We start from the raw sequence: 20,012 nt of genomic DNA on the forward strand, positions 1-20,012 counted from the left end.
GGTGAGCGGGGGTGAGCAGTGCATCGGACTGTCGGGTGGGCGGGCGCCGTGCGGATGATCGTTTTCATCAGTCCGGAGCCGAATGCACCCGGGACCTACGGAAGGAAGTTCGTACGGGGCCATCGCCTCGTTCGACGCCGGTCCGCGACAGCAGCCGCCTCCGTGGCGGCCGTCGCCCTCGGCGCGGACGTACGGTGGCCGCCGACCCAGACGGCATGGTCAGACTGTGGAATATGTCCGACCCGTCCCGGCCCACCGCTTTCGGACAGCCGCTCACCGGCCATACAAGCGACGTCTCTTCGGTCGCTTCCAGCCCGACTGCGCGCACTCCGCTCAGCGCCGGGTATGACGGAACGGTACGACTGTGGGGCATCGACGTCGATCGAGCCGTCGCCCGGATCTGCGATGTCACCAGAACGACCCTCAATCGTCAGCAATGGCTGGAACCTATCCCGGGGTTGCCGTTCGACCCGCCGTGCACATAACTCGCCCCAGCCAGTCGGCGCAGTATTCAAGAAGGGACGGCAGCCCGGGCCGGCGTGGTGACGTCCTGGTGTTGTTCCGGGCTCAGAAGGACGATGTGCCCACCGAGTTGCTCGGCTTTTTCCTTGCGCCCGAAGGTTGCCACTTTGCCGTCACCGGAGCGTGGGGTTCATGACGATGAACGGGCGCTGGGTGGGGGTGAGGGTGGCGGGGGCGGCGATCGCGAGCAGCGCCGCTGCCCAACGGGCAAGGCCGCGTCCGGTCAGTGCCCATCACAGTGCGGCGGCGGTGAGGCCCGCACCGGCGGTGCGGCCACGAGCAGCAGGACGCCGCCCACGCCTCCGTAGCCAAGAGGCAGCAGCACGGCGAGAGCAGCCGCGGCCAGTGATGCTCTGGCCGCCCATCGCTGCCCGTGATGGTCCGGGCGACGCGTCCACAGTCATGGTCCCCGCCAGTCGGCGGACATCGTAGAAACGTGATGGGGTGATTCAGTACGCGGGCGTGCGCCAGGCCGGCGGTCCGGGGCTGACGAGTCCGGTCTCGTAGGCGATCGTGACCAGGTGGGCGCGGGAGGAAGCGCCGAGCTTTCGCAGGATCCGGTTCACGTGCGACTTGACAGTGAGCGGGCTGATGCCGAGAAGCTGTGCCAGCGTCTTGTTGTCGGGCTGGGTGGCGATCAGGGCCAGGATCTGGCGCTCCCTCGTGGAGAGTTGGTCCAGCACGGGACTCGGCGGGGTGGCGGAGATCCTTGTGGTGGACGATGGCGAGGAGATGACCGTTCCGCCCTGGCTCATCAGGGCGAGCGCCGCCACGAAGGGGCTGGCCTCGATGCGTTGGTTGAGGATGCCCGCGACTCCGACATGCAGGAGTGAACTGATCTCATCGGCTGACATGTCACCGATGACGGCGAGTGCGGTGTGGGCGGCGGCGCGGCGCAGGCACAGCAGTGTCGTGGCCCATGGGGAGGGGGCCAGGGCCAGGATGTCGATGAGGAGGATGTCGGGTCTCAGGGAAGGGAGTTGGGCCAGAGCCTGGGTGAGGTCGGGGATCTGGGCCTGGACGGTCAGGAGGGCGGAGCCCTCGATGATGCGTGCGTAGGCGTCGCGCGTGAGAGCGGGGCCGCCCGTCAGGAGTACCCGGTGCATCGTTCGTCCCTTGGGTCGCCAGGGGGTGTGGGGATGTGGTCGGCTGTGGCACTGCTCCGGTGGGTGGGCTCGCGATGGGGTCGACGCCGCGAGCCCACCCGGTGGACTTGACGAACTCAGGAGACGGGCTGGGGTTCCTTCTGGTCCGTCGCCGGAGCCTTCCGAAGGCTGGTCCCTTCGACGTCGAGGTCGGGCAGGATCCTGTCCAGCCAGGCCGGCAGCCACCAGGCGCCCCGGCCGGCGAGGGCGAGCACCGCGGGTACGAGCGTCATACGGACGGCGAAGGCATCGATGGCCACTCCGACGGCCAGGGCGAACGCGATGGGTTTGATCAGGGAGTCGTCCAGGGGGAAGAACCCGGCGAAGACGGTGAACATGATCAGTGCGGCCGCGGTCACGACCCGTACGCTGTGGCGTGCGCCGTCGATGACCGACTGGCGGGCACGGCCGGTGTGGGCCCACTCCTCGCGCATCCCGGACACGAGGAACACCTCGTAGTCCATGGCCAGCCCGAACAGCACGCCGATCAGGATGATCGGCAGGAAGCTGACGACGGGGCCGCTGTGCGGCACATCGAGGACGTCGGCCAGCCAGCCCCACTGGAAGACGGCGACAACCAGCCCGAGCGAGGCGCCCACCGAGAGCAGGAAGCCGACGGCGGCCTTGACGGGGATGACCAGTGATCGGAAGACGATCATCAGCAGGAGCAGGCTGAGGCCGACGACGATGGCGACGAAGGGCAACAGGGAGTCGCTGAGCCGGTTGGAGACGTCGATGTTGACGGCGGTGGTGCCGGTGACCGCGACGGAGGCGCCGGTGGTCTCACGGATGTCGGGCGCGGTCTTGCGGATGTCGCGGACGAGTTGGCCGGTGCGGACGCTGTCCGGGCCGGAGGTGGGCAGGACGGTGATGACGCTCTGTGCCGGGTCGCTGGTGGGCTGGGGCGGTAGGACGGCTTTGACGTTCTTGAGGGTCCGCAGCTTCTGGGCCACCTGGGCGCCGGCCTGTGCACTCGTGGAAGCTGTGCCGTTCTTGGTCTCGGCCAGTACGAGGAGCGGGCCGTTGAAGCCGGGACCGAACTTGTCGCCGATCGTGTCGTAGGCCTTGCGCTCGGTGGAGGCGTGCGGGGCGGAGCCGTTGTCGGGCAGAGCCAGGCGCATGTCCGTGGCGGGCAGGGTGAGGGTCACCAGAATGCCCGCCACGGCGAGCACCGTCAGCAGCGGCTTGGCGATGACCCACTTGGTCCAGCGGGTGCCCATGGTGGTGTGGCCGGTGGATCCCTCGGTGTCGGCGGCCCGCCGGGCGGCGCGGCTGCCGGGCTTGGGGGTGAGCCGGGAGCCGGCGAATCCCGCGACGGCGGGGACGAGGGTGATCGCGGCCAGCACGGCGATGAGGACGGCTCCGGCGGCCCCGAGACCCATCGTGGTCAGGAACGGGATGCCGATGACGCTCAGTGCCGCGAGCGCGATGATCACGGTGGTGCCGGCGAAGACCACGGCGCTTCCGGCCGTGCCGGTGGCCAGCGCGACGGATTCCCTGGGGTCGGTTCCGCGGGCCAGCTGCTGTCGGTGACGGGAGAGGATGAACAGGACGTAGTCGATGCCGACGGCCAGGCCCAGCATGAGGGCGAGCGTGACGGCCGTGGAGGAGATGCTGACCGCGGGCGCGAGAGCGAGCAGCCCGGCCAGACCGACCGCCACACCGATCAGCGCGGGCAGCAGCGCCATGCCGGCGGCCAGCAATGAACCGAACGTGACGACGAGGACGAGCAGGGCCACGGCCACGCCGATGATCTCCGACGGGCCGACGTGGACGCCTTTGCTGCTGTAGACGGACCCGCCCACCGAGGTCTTCAGCCCGTCCCTCTCCGCCGCCTTGGCCGCGCCCTCGATCGCGTCCACCGATGAGGGACGGACCTCCGCGTTCTGCACGGGGTACTGGACCTGGACGATCGCCGTGGTCCGGTCGGCCGAGACGGCGCCGGAGGAGCGGGGGTCGAGGACCTCGCCGACCTGAGGAGCCTTCCTGGCTTCCGCCACGGTCCGGGCGATGGTCGCGGCGTAGGGGGCTTCGGTGACCTCGTGGCCCTTGGGGGCGGTGAAGACGATCTGGGCGCCCGCGCCCGATGCCTCCGGGAGGGTCTTGCTCAGGCTGTCCAGCGCACGCTGCGACTCGGTGCCGGGCACTGCGAAGCGGTCGTCGAGCTTGCCGCTGAAGACGCTGACGCACGTGATGAGCGCGGCCAGGACGAAGAGCCATATGCCCAGGACGAGCTTGCGGTGCCGGTAGGCGCTGTGGCCCAGCCGGTGGAGCAGGACGGCCATGACGAACTCCCGAGGACGGTGGGGATCCCGCCCGCCCGAGCGCAGAGATGGGCGGGGGAAGCAGAGGGGACACCGGTCGGACTCCGGCCACGTGACGGGCCGACGCCGACGGCGCCTTGATTGGTAGCTCGACTTTATCACTTGCTCAAGTCGTACGACCGAGTCGTGCGACTGTTGTGCGTGCCACACTCGTCAAAAGACCAGGTCACATGGCATTGTCGAGTGACGGAATCATCTGACCTTGTCGAGTGACAATGTCATCTGTATGTTGTGCGCCGACCGCTTCACCGCTGTGAGCCAAGGAGTAACCATGACCAGTACGCACGGCACGCCGGCCGCCAACGGGCGCTGGAGTCGAGAGGCTGACGTCGTCGTGATCGGCGCGGGACTGGCGGGGCTGACCGCGGCGCGGGAACTCGTCGCGGCCGGCAAGTCCGTGGCCGTCCTGGAGGCCCGCGACCGGGTCGGCGGGCGGCTGCTCAACCACGACCTGGGTGACGGCCGAGTGACCGAGATCGGCGGCCAGTTCGTCGGCCCCACCCAGAACCACATCCTGGCGCTGGCCAAGGAAGTCGGCGTGGCCACGTACCAGGCCGCCGTGCCCGGCGAGCGGGTCTACGTGCACGACGGCAGGGCCAGGCGGTTCTCCGGGCACACGCCCCCGGACCTGTTCGCCCTGCCGGACATGGGCATCGCCCTGGCCCGTATCGAACAGGCGGCGGGCAAGGTGCCCCCGGCGGCGCCGTGGCAGGCCCCGAACGCCCGCGACCTGGACGGCATGACCTACGAGACCTGGCTGCGCAAGGCCGAGATCACCGGCGATGCCGTCGACCTGATCAACATCTTCCTGAACTCCGCGTACGGCGGTGAGGCGCGCGACGCGTCGGCGCTGTTCAGCCTCTGGTACGTCTCGACGTTCGGTGACGAGACCCATCCGGGCACCATGGAGCGGGGCACCGGTACCTCCGGCGGTGCTCAGGACAGCCGGTTTGTCGGCGGCTCACAACTGGTCGCGATCCGGATGGCCGAGGAGCTCGACGGCCGCGTCCACCTGTCGGCCCCGGTACGCCGTATCAGTCAGGACGCCGGCGGGGTCACCGTGATCTCCGACGCCGGCGACTGGCGGGCCGACCAGGTGATCGTCGCCGTCCCGCCCCTCCTGGCCTCCCGGATCGTCTGGGACCCACTGCTGCCGCCGCAGCAGGACCAGCTCTTCCAGCGGCTGCCCTTCGGCACCCTCATGAAGTGCGTGGCCGTCTACGACACACCGTTCTGGCGGGCGGAAGGACTGTCCGGGATGGGCCTGCTGCGGGGCGGTTCGCCCATCCGCGAGATGTTCGACAACAGCCCGCCCGACGGTGGACCGGGTGTGCTCATGGGATTCCTCGGCGGCAAGGAATGGCGCAAGTGGGCGCACCGCCCGGCGGGCGAGCGCCGCGGCGCGGTGCTGCGCTCCTTCGCCCAGGTCGTCGGAGAGCGGGCCTTCGACACCGTCGACTACGTCGAGCAGGACTGGACCGCCGAGCAGTGGACCCAGGGCGGCCCCACGTCCGTCGCCGCCCCCGGGGTGCTGACCGAGTACGGGGAGTGGATGGGCCGGAGGTTCGGGCGCGTGCACTGGGCGGGCTCCGAGTTCTCCCCCTACTGGAACGGCTTCATGGACGGCGCGGTCCGCTCCGGCGAGCACGCCGCCACCGAACTCCTGCACCAGAGCTGAACGACAGAAGACCAGAGCTGAGCGGAAGAGAAGAAAGGGCACTACCCATGACCGAGTTCCAGGTCACCGAACGCGCCGTCATCGACGCTCCCGTCGAGCGGGTCTGGGAGGTCGTCTCCCGCACCGACCGGTACGCCGAATGGGTCGCCGGCGCCATCGAGGTCACCGACCACCACGGCATCGCCACCGTGGGCAGGACCTACGCCGAACGCAATCGCACCCTCGGCCCGCTGCGCACCGACTCGGTGTGGACCGTGGTGGAGATCGACCCCCTCAGGCGCCGCGTCGACACCGGGGTCGGGTTCGCTCCACTGAAGGACGTGACCAGCATCTTCGAGTTCCAGCCGGTCCGGAGCGCGGACGGCAGGGAGGCCACGCAGATGACGTACCAGGTGGAATACGTCATCGACCTCGGCCCCCTCGGGCTCGCGCTCGACTGGATACAGCAACCGGCCATGCGTGCGAACATGCGTACCTCGATGGCCAACCTGAGCACCTTGATTCGCTCCGAGACCATCAACGCGCGCGACTGACGACCGAACGCGGGCGCACTCGTACCCGTACGAGTGCGCCCGACCGCTGTCAGCTCGCCGGAACGGACACCAGCTCCAGCCGACCGCCGGCCATGGCCACCACGGCGGACACGAAGGCCTGGAGGCAGGTGTGCTCGGACTCCTCGTCGGGGAGCGAGAGATGTTGCATCGTGAGCCCGTCGAAGCCGGCGAGGAAGAAACGCGCAATCGTCTCCGCGGGCTGGGCGAGAGGCTGCCCGGTGCGCGCGGCCGCCTCGGTCACCAGTCGCGCCGTCACCTCGGTCACCCTTCGGTAGTGGCTCTCGAGGGCCTCGCTCAGCGCGGGGGTCCGGAGCGCGAAGTGGGTCAGTTCCGCGAGGAGCTGATGGCTGGCGGGCTGTTCACGCACCGTTCGCCACAGGGCGGCGGCCAGCGTGCCGGCCGTCTCCTCGAATCCGGCGTCGGCCGGAGCGGCCTGCTCGACCTGTGTGATCAGGTCCTGGGTGAGCTGCTCCATGACGGCGCGGTACAGCCCTTCCTTCGTGCCGAAGGTGTAGTGCACCGTGGCCTGGGCCACCCCCAGCTCGGCGGCGATGGCACGGGTACTCCCGGCCGCGACTCCTTCCCTCGTCATGAAGTCGATGGCCGCTTTGATCAGCTGAGGGCGGCGCTCGGCCGCGGGAACGTGAGCCATGACTGCATCATACCGACTTAGTCCCATGAACAAGTCGCCCGAACAAGTCAGGCTGTGCGCAGACGGATGCCGTGCCGGCGCGGCCGCTGAGGTCCGGTCCGTGGCCGCGCAGGTCAGTTCCCGCTGGACGGCGGGTGAATACGTTTCCTCCAACCCCCGTGAAGCGGGATGAACCAGGAGGCAGGCCCGTGAAGGAAAACCAGTTTGATACGTGCGTGATCGGGGCGGGACCTGCCGGGCTGGCGGTCGCCAGGGCCCTGGCGGAGCGGAATCTGCCATACACGCATCTTGAGCGGCACACCGGGTCCGGCGGTATCTGGGACATCGACAATCCCGGGAGCCCGATGTACGAGTCGGCCCACTTCATTTCCAGCAGGACCCTGTCGGGATTCGGCGGTTTCCCGATGCCCGACCACTTCGCGGACTACCCGCCCCACCGGCAGATCCTGTCGTACCTGCGGTCCTTCGCCGACGCCTACGGGCTGACGGACAGCATCGAGTTCGGCGTCGAGGTCGAGAACGTCGAGAAGAACGCGGACGGCACCTGGACGGTCACCCGGTCCGACGGGCGGGAAAGCGTGCACGGGCAGGTCGTCGTGTGTACGGGCTCGCAGTGGCACCCCAACGTCCCCGAACTGCCGGGTGAGTTCAGCGGGGAGGTCCGGCACACCGTCGGCTATCGCAGCGCGGAGGAGCTGCGGGGCAAGCGGGTCCTGGTCGTGGGCGCGGGGAACTCCGGCTGTGACATAGCCTGCGACGCCGCCCGGAGCGCGGACCACGCGGTGATCAGCATGCGGCGCGGGTACTGGTTCATCCCCAAGCATCTGTTCGGCCGACCGGTGGACACCATCGCCAACAGGGGGCCGCACCTGCCGATGTGGCTGGCGCAGCGCGTCTTCGGTGCCCTCCTGCGGATCATCAACGGCGACCCGACGCGGCTGGGGCTGCCGAAGCCGGACCACAAGCTGTTCGAGACCCACCCGGCCATCAACTCGATGCTGATCCACCACCTCCAGCACGGCGACATCACCGCCAAGCCCGGGATCGCCCGCACCGAGGGCAGGACCGTGTACTTCACCGACGGCACGAGCGACCACTTCGATCTCGTCCTGCTGGCCACGGGCTACGTCCACAAAGTGCCGGTCGCGCAGCGGTACTTCGGCGACGAGCAGCACCCCGACCTGTACCTGTCCTCGTTCTCGCGCGAGCACGAGGGCCTGTTCGGCATCGGCTTCATCGAGACCAACTCCGGTGCGTACCAGCTCTTCGACACCCAGGCGCAGCTGATCGCCGGGTACCTCCACGACGCGCGGCACCGGCTGCCGAACGCGGAGCGGTTCGCCCGCCTGATCCGCACCGACCGGCCGGATCTGTCCGGCGGGCTGAAGTTCGTCGACTCGCCCCGCCACACCGGCTACGTCGACAGCGGGGCCTTCGTGAAGTACCTGGGCAAGGTCGCGGGGGAGATGGGCTGGCGTACCGAGGGCCGGCCGCCGCGGGTGAGGTCCCTTCGACCCGCGGAGGCGACGGCATGAGCGGGTTCGACTTCACCGACAAGGTCATGCTGGTGACCGGCGGCGCGGGCGGCATCGGCAGTGCGCTGTGCCGTCGCTTCGCCTCCGGTGGCGCCCGCTGCATCGTCGTCGACATCGACGGGGTCCGCGCCATGAAGGTGGCCGCGGACCTTCCGGGCGCCGGGCACACGGGCATCGGCTGCGACCTGATGGACCGCGCCCAGGTGGAGCGGTTGTTCGAGTCGGTCGCCGATGACCACGGTCGCCTCGACGTACTCGTCAACAACGTGGGCATGACCAGCGCGGAACGCTTCGACGTCCGCAGCGTCGAGAGCATCGAGCGGGAGATCACCCTCAACCTGACCTCACCGCTGGTCGCGACCCGGATCGCCATTCCTCTTCTCATGGCTTCCCGGGACGCCCGGGTGGTCACCACGGTCTCCCTCGGCGGGATCTTCCCGCTGGGCGAGACACCGATCTACACCGCTTCCAAGTTCGGGCTGCGTGGCGCGATGCTGGCCATCGGGCTCGACCTCAGGAGCAAGGGCATTCTGGCCGGGTCGGTACTGCCGTCGGCCACCGACACCCGGATGCTGCGCCAGGAGGCCGTGGACGGCGGAAACTCCCTGCAGTTCCAGGACCGGCCCCAGCAGCCCGCCGATGTCGTCGCGGCCGTGGTGAGTCTGCTGGACAAGCCCCGACTGGAGGCCTACCCCCGGCCCGGTGAGTCCCGTCTGGTGCGGTTCGCGATGCTCATGCCGAACCTGCTGCCCCGGGTCCTCCCGCTGTTCCGCAAGCGCGGTGACCGCGGCATGGCTCGCTATCTGGAGGAACTCCGCCGACGCGGACTGGCCCGCCGGACAGAGGGGCACTGGGAGCTGGTGGAGGAAGCATGACCACGAACGAGATGCTGCGGGTCGTCAACCCCGCCACCGGGGAGCCGATCACCACCCTGCCCGCCGCGAGCGCCGACGACGTCGCCAAGGCCGCCGAGCAGGCCCGGCAGGTCCACGACGCCGGGGTGTGGTCGCGGCTGCCGGTCCGGGAGCGCGGCGCGGTGCTGCTGCGGCTGGCCGACCTGATGAAACGCGACGCCGAGATCCTCGCTCGGCTGGACAGCGAGGACGCGGGCAAGCCGATCACGGAGTGCCGTACGGGCGACGTACCGGGCGCGATCGAGTCGATCCGCTGGTTCGCCGAGGCGGCCGACAAGGTCTTCGGCCGGGTCGCGCCGAGCGGGCCCGACGGGCTGGGGCTCATGAGCCGCGAACCGGTCGGGGTCGTCGCGGCGATCCTGCCGTGGAACTACCCGCTGGCCATGACCGCATGGAAGGTCGGACCGGCCCTGGCCGCCGGCAACTGTCTGCTGGTCAAGCCCGCCGAGGCGACCCCGCGCTCGGCCCTGCACCTGGCCGCACTCGCCGCGGAGGCCGGCCTGCCCGACGGGGTGCTCACGGTGCTGCCCGGGTATGGCCAGGAGGCCGGGGCGGCCCTCGCCCGTAACCCGGTCGTGGGGGCGCTCTCCTTCACCGGGTCCACCGCGACCGGCCGCCGCATCCTCAAGGACGCCGCTGAGAGCAACTTCAAGCGCGTATCGCTGGAGATGGGCGGCAAGAGCCCTCAGGTGCTGATGGCCGACGCGCTCTCCTACGGCGACGAGCTCATCGGCAACATGATCGAGGCCGCGTTCCTGACCATGGGGCAGAACTGCACGGCCGGCTCCCGGGTTCTGGTTCACCGCAGCATCGCCGAGGAGGTCCTGGAGCGGTTCACGGCAGCGGCGAGAGAGCTCGTCATCGGCGATCCGGCCGACCCACGCACGCAGATGGGGCCACTCATCAACCACACCGCCTTCGACCGGGTCGCGGGAGCCGTGCAGGCCGCCCGGGCCGGCGGAGCCCAGACCCACACCGCGGGACTGCCCCACGGGCTGCCTCCGCGCGGCGCCTACTACCCGCCCACCGTGATCACCCGAGCCCCCGACGGCAGCGACGTCCTCACCCAGGAGTTGTTCGGTCCCGTCGTCACCGTCCAGACCTTCACCTCCGAGGACGAGGCGGTACGCAGGGCCAACGCCACCGAGTACGGTCTCGCCGCCTCGGTCTGGACCCGCGACCTCGACACCGCCCTGCGGCTGGCACGCGGCATCGAGGCCGGCGTGGTCTCCGTCAACGCCTACAGCGAGGGTGACATCACCACACCTTTCGGCGGCTGGAAACAGTCGGGGTTCGGTGGAGTGGAGAAGTCCACCGACGCCTTCGACCAGTGGACCCGGGAGAAGACCATCTGGATCCGCACCCGCTGACCCCAGCCGACAGCCGACAGGCGCGGTGGCCGACACGTCATTCCGTGTGCCCCGCCCCACGGACCATCCGCTCCCGCAGCTGGACCGGGGAGGTGCCGTGCCAGCGGCGTACCGCGCGGCGCAGCGCCCGTTCGTCGGAGAATCCCGCCCGGCGGGCGATGTCGCGCAGTGTCAGTTCCGGGCGGAGCAACAGCTGTTCGACGCGTTCCCGGCGCACTCCCTCGACGAGTGCCTCGTACGTCGTGCCGCAGTCGGCCAGCCGACGGCGCAGCGTCCGCTCGCTCGTCGCATGCCGCCGCGCCTGCTCGCCGAACGAAGGCACCACCGGGAGGCTCTGTGCGACGGAGATCTCCAGCACCTCCAGCAGGTCCTGCTGGTCACGGCGGGAAGCCGTCTGCGCGTCGAGCGTCTCCAGCGTCGACGTGTAGCTCACCGGATCCCGGCCGGGCATCCGGGTACGGGCCCACGCGGGGTCGATGACCATGCGGTTGGCGGGGGCGCCGAAGCGGACCGGACAGCGGAACAGGGCGCTGTACAGGTCGATTCGGCGCGGTGGCGGAAACGAGAACTCCACTTCCCTGGGCGCGAAGGCCGGGCCGACGGCCAGCCGGGACAGGGTGACCACGGAGGCGAACGCCTCCTCGATCAGGAAGGTGGCCACGGCCGGGTCCATGGCGGGATCGGGAAGATCGGCGCGCAGCACGAAGGCGTCGTCCTCCTCTCCCACACCGGCCGACCACATCACCATCGCTCCGGACAGGTTCTGGTACTTCACCCCGGTCTTGATGGCGTGCTGAAGCGTGTCGTCGGCCATCAGGGCGAAGCCGAGCAGGCCCCACGCGGTCAGGTGCTGCGCCGCGCCGACCCTCAGCCCCAGGCGCTCGTCCCTGGTGAGCTCCAGCGCACGGCGGATCACCGCGCTGCCCTGCCGGTACGACACACGCAGCGCGGCGGAGCGCATGACCGTCTCGTCCAGTCCCATCTGCTTCAGCAGGGGCCGCAGATCGACGCCGCGCTCGTCGGCGACCACGACGAGATAGCGCAGGATGTTCGGCTGGATCGTCGCCGACGTGCTGCGGCTGGTCCCGGGAGGGTCTGCCGGGCCGGGGGCAAGGGACATTGCACTCACCTTCTCCTCGGCGACCACCGTAGGCAGCCGGCATCACCGGTCGCGCGCTCTGGCCCCCGAAGTCCCCTGTACGGCCCCTGGCGTCCTGTGCCGGGCACCCGGTCTCCAAGAGGGGCGCCCGCAGGGGCGTCGCGTTCGCCGAGCAAGGGGTGTCCGTCGCCGCCGTGTACACGACCGTCCCCCTCGCCCTGATCAGATCTCGCCGCCCCCGGGCGCGCACATCCTCTCCGCCGGGAGCACCGAACGGCAGACAACTCTCGTCGTGCCGCGGCGACGCCCCGGTCGAAGACCCCGTCCGGACCACCGATCCGCTTCCATCATCCTGGTCCTCATGAGGCGACTCAGGGCCACGACCTCGCTTTCTCGTCATCCATCGGCTTACCAGCACCCGACATGCCCGACTACGTCGGCGGGGCGGTCGTACCCCTGGCTCCGGCTTGTCACCGCTCTCTGGGGTGCGTACGGGAGCGCCGCCCCGCTGGCCGACACGCGTCCCAGGGCAGGCTCGGCACGCGGTCGACGGAAGCCGCCCTCGACGTCCGCGAGGCCGAGCACATCTCCCCGCCGGTCAGCGCCTACACGGACGACCTCCCTGCCGGCCCTCCTGGGGCGCCCGGGCCTCAGGAGCGCGCGAGGAGTCCGCGTTCCAGGGCGACGACTACGGCGCGAGTGCGGTCGCTGACGTCGAGTTTCGCGAAGACCCGCAGAAGGTGCGTCTTCACCGTGGCCTCGCCGATGACCAGGCGGCGGCCGATCTCGGCGTTGGACAGGCCGTCGGCGACCGCGTTCAGCACGTCCCGCTCGCGGGCGGTGAGCACGACCGGCTCGGGGCGGCGCATCCGGGCCACGAGGCGCTCCGCGACCTTGGGCGCGAGGACCGTCTCACCGCGCGCCGCCGAGCGGATGGCGTCGGCGAGCTGCTCGCGGGTGGTGTCCTTGAGGAGGTAGCCGACGGCGCCGGCCTCCACGGCTCGTTCGATCTCGACGTCCGTGTCGTACGTGGTGAGGATCAGCACCCGGGTGGTCACCGGCAGGGCGACGATCTCGGTGGTGGCGGCCACGCCGTCGAGCACCGGCATGCGCAGGTCGAGGAGGGCCACATCGGGGGCGAGCCGCTCGACGAGGGCGACGCCCTCGCGGCCGTCGCTCGCCTCGCCGACGATCTCTATCGTGGGCTCGTCGGTCAGCAGGGCGATGACTCCGGCGCGCATCACGGCGTGGTCGTCGACCACGACCACGCGGATCCGGTCGTACGCGGTGTCGGTCATGGTCAGTCCTGACTGTGCGTGGGAAGGCTGGCGAGGACACGGGTGCCGTCCCCGAGGGAGCTGGTGACGGCGAGTGCGCCGTCGAGTTCGGCCAGCCGTCGGCGCATGCCGTCGAGGCCGAAACCACGGGACTCCTCGACGACGAAGCCGCGGCCGTCGTCGGTGATCTCCAGCTCGACAACGCCCGCGCGTTCGGTGAGGACGACGCCGACGGTGGAGGCACCCGAGTGTTTGCGCACGTTGGCGAGGGACTCCTGTGTGCAGCGCAGCAGGGCGACGCGGGTGCGCTGGTCCAGGTCGATGTCGGGCAGTTCCGCGGTGACGGTGAGGCCGGTGTCCTGGACGAAACGGTCCAGGGTTCTGCGCAGGGTGGTGGCCAGCGAGCCGGGTGCGACGCCGCTCTCGGGGGCGGAGCCGACGAGCACCCGGGCCTCGGCCAGATTCTCGCGCGCGGTCTGCTCGATGGAGGTGAGCTGCTCGGCGCAGCGTTCGGGGTCGGTGACGGTGGCGGCGCGGGCGGCCTCCGCGAGCACCACGATGGAGGCGAAGCCCTGGGCGAGGGTGTCGTGGATCTCCCGGGCGAGCCGCTCGCGCTCCTCGGCCGCGCCCTGCCGCTGGTACGCGGCCGCCAGCTCCTCCTGAGTGATGGCCAGTTCGGCGGTCAGTTGCTCCTGCCGCTCGTTGCTCTGGCCGACGAAGCGGTGCACCCACAGCCCCAGGCCCACCCCGGCGACGTAGGCGACGACGGTGAACACAGCGTTCCCCGTGAGGAATTGAGGGCTCCAGCCCTGGCCGAGCGTGCCTCCGAACACGGTGAGGGCCGCGGCGGCCCCACTGAGCGTGATCGCGTCCCGCGGGGCGCGGGTGAAGAGCCAGAAATGCGGCAGGGACACCACGTAGAAGGCGGCCCCGCCGTCCAGGAGGTAGGACGTCGCGCCCAGGACGAGGGCGAGGACGGCAAGGTAGGTACGGGGACGCAGGACGGGGTTGTCCGGTCGGGTGAGAACGACGGCGTGACACAGCGCGATCAGGGCGAGCAGGCCGAACATCCAGTACCTCCGGGCCGGCGACGCGTCGAGCACGGCGACGGCCGGGGGCAGCAGGCCGAACAGGACCCAGCCTGCCGAGTTCCAGCGACGGATACGGCCGACGGTGAGCCGGTCACCCGGCTGCTGCCACTGACTCACAGTGATTCGCCTCGCTCGTAAGGGAGTTGAGGTGCCGACGGTCGAGTCGATCAGCCTACCGATTCCAGAGGGCGGGGGGCCTGTTCGGTGCTGCGGCGGGCACGGCGCACTCCGCGCGAGGGCCACCAGTTGGCCTCGCCGAGCAGGAGCATCATGGACGGCAGAACCAGCATGCGGATCACGAAGGCGTCCAGGAGGACGGCGACCGCGAGGCTGAAGCCGATCTGCTTCATCTCGATCAGGTGCAGGGCCGCGAAGCTGGCGAAGACCGTGACCATGACCACGGCGGCGCTGGTCACCACGCCCGCCGAGCTGCCGATGCCCTCGATCACGGCCTTGCGGGTCGGGACTCCGCGCAGAGCGGCCTCCCGGATCCGGCTGATCACGAAGACCTGGTAGTCCATCGACAGGCCGAACAGGATCACGAAGAGGAACAGCGGGACACGGGCGCCGATCGAACCGGTGGAGGTGAAGTCGACCAGGCCCTCCGCCCAGGTGTTCTGGAAGACCATGACGAGGATGCCGAGCGAGGCGGCGGCGGAGAGGAGGTTGAGGACGATGCCGACCAGGCCGAGGACCACGGAGCGGAACGCCCAGACGGTCATGGCGAAGGTGACCAGGAGCAGTGCCCCGAGGATGAGCGGCAGCTTCTGTTCCTGGTGGGTCGGATAGTCGGCGTAGCGGGCGACGTCACCGGTCATCGCGAACTCGGCGCCCTGCACCTGGCCGACGGTCCGAGGGAGGTACGTGGCGCGGATGTCCTTGAGCGAGGACTGGGCCTCGTCGCTGCTGACGTGGTGCGGGATCTGCAGTTGGAGCATGCTGATGCGCTGGTCGGGCGACGTGGTCAGCTGGGAGGTACCGCTCAGACGCGGGTCGTCCTTGACGTCGGCGGCGAGTTCGCGCAGGGCGGCGGTCACCTCGGACGAACGGTCGGCGTCGGCGCGCACGACGACCTGGTGCATGGACTTCAGTTCCGGGTAGGCCGCGTTGAGTCGGTCGTAGACCTGCATGGCGACGATGGAGCGGGAGTGTGTCTCGCGGCCCATGTCGGTGAGCTTGAGGCCGAGGACCGGGGCGGCGAGGGCGAGCAGCGCGAGAACGGAGACGGTGAGCGCGGCGACGGGGTGCTTGGCGACGGGGCGCAGCACGGCGGCGGTCAGCCGGCCGGGGCCGGTCTTGTGCGTCTTCTGCTTCTTCGGTGCGAGCCCCCGGGCCGCCCGGCGCTCGGCACGGCGCTCGGCGCGCATGCCCAGCTTGGCGAGGATCGCGGGCAGCACGGTCAGGGAGCTGACGACGGCGACGAGAGTGACGACGATCGCGCCGGTGGCGATGGACGAGAAGATGACGTCGTCGGCGAGGTAGAGGGTGGCACTGGAGACGGCGACGGCGAGACCGGAGACGACGACAGCCCGTCCGGATGTGGCGGCGGCGAGTTCGACGACGGCCTGCGGGCTCAGTTTGCCGTTGGCGCGGGCCCGTTCCTCACGTTCGCGCTTGAGGTAGAAGAGCGTGTAGTCGACGCCGACCGCGAGGCCGATGAGCAGGATGACGTTGGTGCCGATGCCGTTGTCGGGGAAGACGTGCGAGGCCACCATCGACAGGCCGACGGCCGCGGCGATCGAGGACAGGGCGAGCAGCAGCGGTACGAGGGCCATGGCCACGGAGCTGAAGACCAGCAGCAGGGTGATGAGGGTGACCGGCAGGGCGATCATCTCGGTGCGCGCGAGGTCGTCGCCGCGCAGTTTGTCGACGCCCTTGCTGATGGAAGGCGATCCGGTCTCCTCGATACGCAGCCCGGGGTTGGCCTTCTGTACGGCCTCGGTCTGCTCGATCAGCGGATCGACGTGCTTCTTGCCCTCCAGCTCCGGGGCCTTCATGGTGACGGTGACCCGCACCGCCGTGTTGTCCGCGCTGCGTACCGGGTCGGTGACGGAGAGCACCTCGGGCAGCTTGCCCATCCGGGCGGCGACGTCGGCGGCGGCCGAGTCGGCTGCGGCGATGTCGAGCTTGCCGGTGCCCGGCTTGGCGGTGATCAGGACGTGTTCGACGGGGCGCTGCTGTAACCCGCCCTCCGCGGCGATCGCCTCGCCGCGTCCCGCCTCGCCGATGCGGAAGTCCTCGGTGGTCGCCGCGTTGGTGCCGACGGAGATGCCGATACCGAGGCACAGGACGACGAACACGAACCAGCCGACGATGCCCCGCCAGGGGTGGGCGGCGCTCCAACGAGCCATGCGTACGGGAAGATTCTTCATGGCATCCATGCTCTTGGCCGGGGGTGCGGTGCCGACAGCAGCGACCGGTTGAACTTGGGGTCCACCGACTGGTGGACCCCGCCCGGCTCAGCGGAATCTGAGGGTGTGGACTTCAGGGGACAGGGCACTCGGCGCGCTCATACAGGGGCCTCGGTTTCGTATCGGAGCGACCTCGTCAAGGCCGCTTGGATGGTCGTGTGTTCCATCGCCCGCTCGGTTCTCCGCTACGGCTGTTGCTCGCTGTCACCGCCGCTTGCGCCGTGCCGACATCGGACCGATCACTCCGATGATCGCGAGAGGGGCCGCGACGAGGGTGAGGACCGGTGCCCCGCCGATGAGGCCAACGGCGTTGCCGAGGGCCCCGATGAGGACCAGTGCCCTCCATCCGGCGAGGTTGCCGCCTGTCTGTTCCTGCGCCATGGCGCTGCCTCCGTCTTGCCGGATCCGGTGGAGCGGCAACGTACTTCGCCGGCGACCCGTCCCTGCGCGCGCAGACCTCCCCAGGTGGCATCAGGGCAGGTCGGACCGGGCGGGAGAACGGTGCGGGAAGTCCCCGGACCGGGCCGGACCGGGGGCACGGAACCGGTTCCCGCAATCCGGGCGTTCCGCCTAGCGCCGCATCAGGCAACGTTCGCCCCGTTCGTGCGGCGAGTCCTGCGTAGCTGAGGGGCTGTACCTTGGCGCCGTGGATTACCTGGTTGAACTTCGGCGTGAACTGGATGCGTTCGGCGCCATGCTGGATGGTGATTTGTCGGCCCCGGTCGAGCACTGCGGCGGTTGGAGGTTGGTGGATCTGGCCGTACACATGGGAGCGGGGAACCTGTGGGTCGTCGCGGCGGTGCGGGAGGGGCATGGCGATAGCTATGACGAGGGTGCCGCACCCCGTGACCGGGCTGGTCTCAAGGCGTGGTATGCCAAGACGGCGGACGCGCTCGTGCAGGCCCTGTCGGTTGATCCCTCGACCGAGGCGTGGACGTTCTTCCCGCCGCACACGGTCGGGTTCTGGCGTCGGCGCCGCAGCCAGGAGACGCTGATCCACAGGTGGGACGCCGAGCACGCCCTCGGCTCGGCGACGCCGATGGATCCGGCGCTCGCCGCCGACGGTGTCGCCGAGGTCTTCGACACCATGGCGCCCCGCATGATCTCCAAGGGGGCCGCCACCTATCCCGAGCAGGGCGTGCGGATCACCGCCACCGACTCTGGCCGCTGCTGGACTTACGGGCCCGGCGAGCCGGTCGCTGAGGCTTCGGGCACTGCCGAGGACCTGCTGCTGATGTTGTGGGGGCGCAAGCCGCGGGATACCGGATCAGTGACCTGGGCTGGGGACCGTGAGGCGGGGTTGGGTGTGCTGGCCGGGCCGCTGGTCCCCTGACGTGGGATCAAGCGACGTTGGCCCTGGTAACAACGGCGCGTAGGCGCCGGTCGTTGGCGTACTTGTTCCGCCAGATGATGGAGCGGCGGATCATGCTGCCCTGCTCCTTGTGGCTGCCGTGGTCGGTGCCGTCGAGGGCGAAGTAGCGCAGGGCGGTGAACTGGGCCTCGATCCGGTTGAGCCAGGAGGAGTGGGGCGGGGTGTAGGCGATCTCGACGTTGTCCGCTCCGGCCCACTCAGCGACCCGGCGGCATCGCTTGGTGGTCAGGTGCGGTTCAATCGGTTGAACAGCGGTGTGTCATCCTGTGAACCCCGCCGTGGGTCCAGGGAGCGTCGTGGGCGCGCCGAACTCGGCTTGTGTGCGGCCGGTGGATGTGGCGCAGGGTCACAACCAGACGTCGGGCCCGGGGTCGCCGTCCGCTGCCACGGTCGCGAGCCGGTCCATGTAATGGGCCCAGCCCTCCTTGTGTGCGGCGCACGCCTGCGGGGTGGGCAGGCCGCGATGGACCAAGCGCAGCAGAGTGCCGCCGTCGACCGGTTCCAGGGTGATCTCCACCGTCGTCGATCCGGCCGGCAAGGGCATCTCACCCTCGGCCCAGCCCCAGGTGAAGACCAGCCGCTTGGGCGGGTCGATCTCGATGAACCGGCCCTCGGCCACGTTGTCGCGGTTGACGTTCGTCCGGTAGTGGCCTCCGGGCTCGAAGCTGAACTCGCCGTCCCTGCCCATCCAGGACAGCCACCTGTCCCGGTCGGTGAAGAAGGAGAACACCGTCTCGGGCCGTGCGGCGATGCGCCGTTCGACCGTCACCGCGTCTGTCGTGCTCAAGGCTCGCCCCTCAGGTGTTCTCGGACTGTTCGGCTTCGGCTCGCTCGGCCGCCTCCGCCAGCTCGGCGAGTGCGTCGAGCTTGGCGGCCCACATGGACTGCAGATACTCGGCAAGTGGTCCCATGGCTTCGCGGTCGGCCCGGTAGAAGCGTTTCCTGCCGTCCTGGCGCAGCGTGACCAGGCCGGAGTCCCTGAGCACCTTGAGGTGCTGGGAGACCGCCCCGAAGGTGACGTCGAATCGCTCCGCGATGTCGCCCGCGGACAGCTCTGTGTCCCAGACCAGGCGAAGGATCTCGCGCCGCCTGGGCTCGGCGACCGCCCGTACCGCATCCATGAACATCATTTTAGCCGCCACTTGAATTTGCTGCCGAAGCCGTGTCATTTTAGTCATGGCTAAAATAACTGTCGGGGCCGAAGGGAGCGCGCGTCATGCGGGACATCGCGATGCAGCTGCTCGCCCGAGACGGGCAAGCCGTTTCCTTCTTCACTCCGAAGACCCATCTCAGGGAGAGACTCATGAACACCGAGCACAACGCACTGCACCCCGCCATCCGGGAATGCGCCGCCGCGGTCGTCGCCACGGCCTCCGCCGTCCGCGGCGACCAGCTGGGCGACCGCACTCCGTGCGAGAAGTTCACCGTCGCCGACCTCCTCGACCACCTGGGCGGAACCCTGGCCTCGTCCGCACGTGCCGCCCGCAAGGAACCACAGGCCGGAGAGGGTGAAGCCCTGTCGATGTCGCCCGCTGCCGTCGCCGAGGCCGCCGAGCTGGCCGCGGCGGCCTGGGCCCACCCCGCGGCCTACGAGGGCACCACCGAGTTCGGTCCGGGAGAGATGCCGGCCGCCTTCGCGGCGACGATCACCCTGGAGGAACTCGCCCTGCACGGCTGGGACCTGGCCCGCGCCACCGGCCAGACCTTCCCCCTCAGTGAGGAGACCGCCGAGGTCGCCCTTGGCGTGGTCGAGCGGATCGCCGACCAGGCCCGGGCCAACGGAAGCTTCGGCCCGCCCGTACCCGTCGCCTCCGCCGCGCCCGCCTTCCACCGCGCGCTCGGCACCAGCGGCAGGAACCCTGAGTGGAGCGACTGACCACCCGCAGGACGGCATCCGGCAAGCAGGACCGGAGGGCAAGCAGGACCGGTGAGGCCGCGGGGGCCGGGTTGGGGCCATCATGAGGCAGTGGTTCGCAGCGGCTGTGCCTGGAGGCGACGATGGACCGGGAAGTCGTTCACGCAGAGTTGCAGCAGGCCGGTACGACGTTCCACCGGCTCTTGGACTCGG

Annotated in this window: 18 protein-coding genes and 1 pseudogene; 8 read left to right on the top strand and 11 right to left on the bottom strand. The window is 69.8% G+C overall.

Features of this window, described 5'->3' with window-relative positions:
• The first annotated feature begins 233 nt into the window (after window positions 1-233).
• Window positions 234-485, top strand: coding sequence for a WD40 repeat domain-containing protein (locus tag IE263_RS50040; protein WP_373312011.1), 252 nt, complete (start codon window positions 234-236; stop codon window positions 483-485).
• 486 nt (window positions 486-971) lie between these two features.
• On the opposite strand, the gene IE263_RS19275 is transcribed toward IE263_RS50040, so the two are convergent.
• Window positions 972-1,628, bottom strand: a complete 657-nt coding sequence (locus tag IE263_RS19275) for a response regulator transcription factor (protein ID WP_189938059.1) — start codon at window positions 1,626-1,628, stop codon at window positions 972-974.
• A gap of 116 nt (window positions 1,629-1,744) precedes the next feature.
• The gene (locus IE263_RS19280; protein ID WP_189938061.1) at window positions 1,745-3,952 is read right to left on the bottom strand and encodes an MMPL family transporter; all 2,208 of its coding nucleotides are present in this window, start codon (window positions 3,950-3,952) and stop codon (window positions 1,745-1,747) included.
• A 310-nt stretch (window positions 3,953-4,262) separates the two neighbouring features.
• On the opposite strand from IE263_RS19280, the gene IE263_RS19285 reads away from it, so the two are divergent.
• Together IE263_RS19285 and IE263_RS19290 are read left to right on the top strand one after the other, a co-directional pair.
• Entirely contained in the window at window positions 4,263-5,669 is a 1,407-nt protein-coding gene (locus IE263_RS19285) for a flavin monoamine oxidase family protein (protein WP_189938069.1), read from the top strand.
• Between the two features lie 47 nt (window positions 5,670-5,716).
• Window positions 5,717-6,202, top strand: coding sequence for an SRPBCC family protein (locus tag IE263_RS19290; protein ID WP_189938071.1), 486 nt, complete (start codon window positions 5,717-5,719; stop codon window positions 6,200-6,202).
• A 49-nt stretch (window positions 6,203-6,251) separates the two neighbouring features.
• Here IE263_RS19290 and IE263_RS19295 read toward each other — a convergent pair whose 3' ends face one another.
• Window positions 6,252-6,875, bottom strand: a complete 624-nt coding sequence (locus IE263_RS19295) for a TetR/AcrR family transcriptional regulator (RefSeq protein WP_189938079.1) — start codon at window positions 6,873-6,875, stop codon at window positions 6,252-6,254.
• A 188-nt stretch (window positions 6,876-7,063) separates the two neighbouring features.
• Between IE263_RS19295 and IE263_RS19300 the strand changes: the two genes are divergently transcribed.
• The 3 genes from IE263_RS19300 to IE263_RS19310 are packed head-to-tail and all read left to right on the top strand — an operon-like array spanning window position 7,064 to window position 10,694.
• Window positions 7,064-8,410: a flavin-containing monooxygenase gene (locus IE263_RS19300; RefSeq protein ID WP_189938081.1), complete on the top strand. Its 1,347-nt coding sequence runs from the start codon at window positions 7,064-7,066 to the stop codon at window positions 8,408-8,410.
• On the top strand, window positions 8,407-9,285 hold the full coding sequence (locus tag IE263_RS19305) for an SDR family NAD(P)-dependent oxidoreductase (protein WP_189938083.1): 879 nt from the start codon (window positions 8,407-8,409) through the stop codon (window positions 9,283-9,285). Before IE263_RS19300 ends, IE263_RS19305 begins: the two co-directional genes overlap by 4 nt.
• Complete coding sequence (locus IE263_RS19310) at window positions 9,282-10,694, top strand: aldehyde dehydrogenase family protein (protein WP_189938092.1); 1,413 nt, start codon at window positions 9,282-9,284, stop codon at window positions 10,692-10,694. Before IE263_RS19305 ends, IE263_RS19310 begins: the two co-directional genes overlap by 4 nt.
• A gap of 37 nt (window positions 10,695-10,731) precedes the next feature.
• On the opposite strand, the gene IE263_RS19315 is transcribed toward IE263_RS19310, so the two are convergent.
• The 5 genes from IE263_RS19315 to IE263_RS19335 all read right to left on the bottom strand — a co-directional run bounded on the left by IE263_RS19315 (window position 10,732) and on the right by IE263_RS19335 (window position 16,953).
• Complete coding sequence (locus tag IE263_RS19315) at window positions 10,732-11,814, bottom strand: AraC family transcriptional regulator (protein ID WP_189938093.1); 1,083 nt, start codon at window positions 11,812-11,814, stop codon at window positions 10,732-10,734.
• A gap of 629 nt (window positions 11,815-12,443) precedes the next feature.
• Window positions 12,444-13,091, bottom strand: coding sequence for a response regulator (locus IE263_RS19320; protein WP_189938095.1), 648 nt, complete (start codon window positions 13,089-13,091; stop codon window positions 12,444-12,446).
• Window positions 13,092-13,093: 2 nt separating this feature from the next.
• Window positions 13,094-14,278, bottom strand: a complete 1,185-nt coding sequence (locus tag IE263_RS19325) for a sensor histidine kinase (protein ID WP_189938097.1) — start codon at window positions 14,276-14,278, stop codon at window positions 13,094-13,096.
• A gap of 50 nt (window positions 14,279-14,328) precedes the next feature.
• Window positions 14,329-16,533, bottom strand: coding sequence for an MMPL family transporter (locus IE263_RS19330; RefSeq protein ID WP_189938105.1), 2,205 nt, complete (start codon window positions 16,531-16,533; stop codon window positions 14,329-14,331).
• A gap of 243 nt (window positions 16,534-16,776) precedes the next feature.
• On the bottom strand, window positions 16,777-16,953 hold the full coding sequence (locus IE263_RS19335) for a hypothetical protein (protein WP_189938107.1): 177 nt from the start codon (window positions 16,951-16,953) through the stop codon (window positions 16,777-16,779).
• Window positions 16,954-17,218: 265 nt separating this feature from the next.
• Here IE263_RS19335 and IE263_RS19340 point away from each other — a divergent pair, with 265 nt between their 5' ends.
• Complete coding sequence (locus IE263_RS19340) at window positions 17,219-17,905, top strand: maleylpyruvate isomerase family mycothiol-dependent enzyme (RefSeq protein WP_189938109.1); 687 nt, start codon at window positions 17,219-17,221, stop codon at window positions 17,903-17,905.
• 7 nt (window positions 17,906-17,912) lie between these two features.
• Here IE263_RS19340 and IE263_RS19345 read toward each other — a convergent pair.
• The 3 genes and pseudogenes from IE263_RS19345 to IE263_RS19355 form a co-directional block, all read right to left on the bottom strand.
• A pseudogene (locus tag IE263_RS19345) lies at window positions 17,913-18,179 on the bottom strand (hypothetical protein); the annotation flags it as partial.
• A gap of 111 nt (window positions 18,180-18,290) precedes the next feature.
• The gene (locus tag IE263_RS19350; protein ID WP_189938110.1) at window positions 18,291-18,731 is read right to left on the bottom strand and encodes an SRPBCC family protein; all 441 of its coding nucleotides are present in this window, start codon (window positions 18,729-18,731) and stop codon (window positions 18,291-18,293) included.
• 10 nt (window positions 18,732-18,741) lie between these two features.
• Window positions 18,742-19,065, bottom strand: coding sequence for an ArsR/SmtB family transcription factor (locus IE263_RS19355; RefSeq protein ID WP_189938112.1), 324 nt, complete (start codon window positions 19,063-19,065; stop codon window positions 18,742-18,744).
• A gap of 182 nt (window positions 19,066-19,247) precedes the next feature.
• Here IE263_RS19355 and IE263_RS19360 point away from each other — a divergent pair, with 182 nt between their 5' ends.
• A complete protein-coding gene (locus IE263_RS19360) occupies window positions 19,248-19,820 on the top strand; it encodes a TIGR03086 family metal-binding protein (protein WP_189938114.1) in 573 nt (190 codons plus the stop codon).
• Window positions 19,821-20,012: the final 192 nt, after the last annotated feature.

Origin of the sequence: Streptomyces aurantiogriseus, from assembly GCF_014649375.1 — a bacterium.
Taxonomy (GTDB): domain Bacteria; phylum Actinomycetota; class Actinomycetes; order Streptomycetales; family Streptomycetaceae; genus Streptomyces; species Streptomyces aurantiogriseus.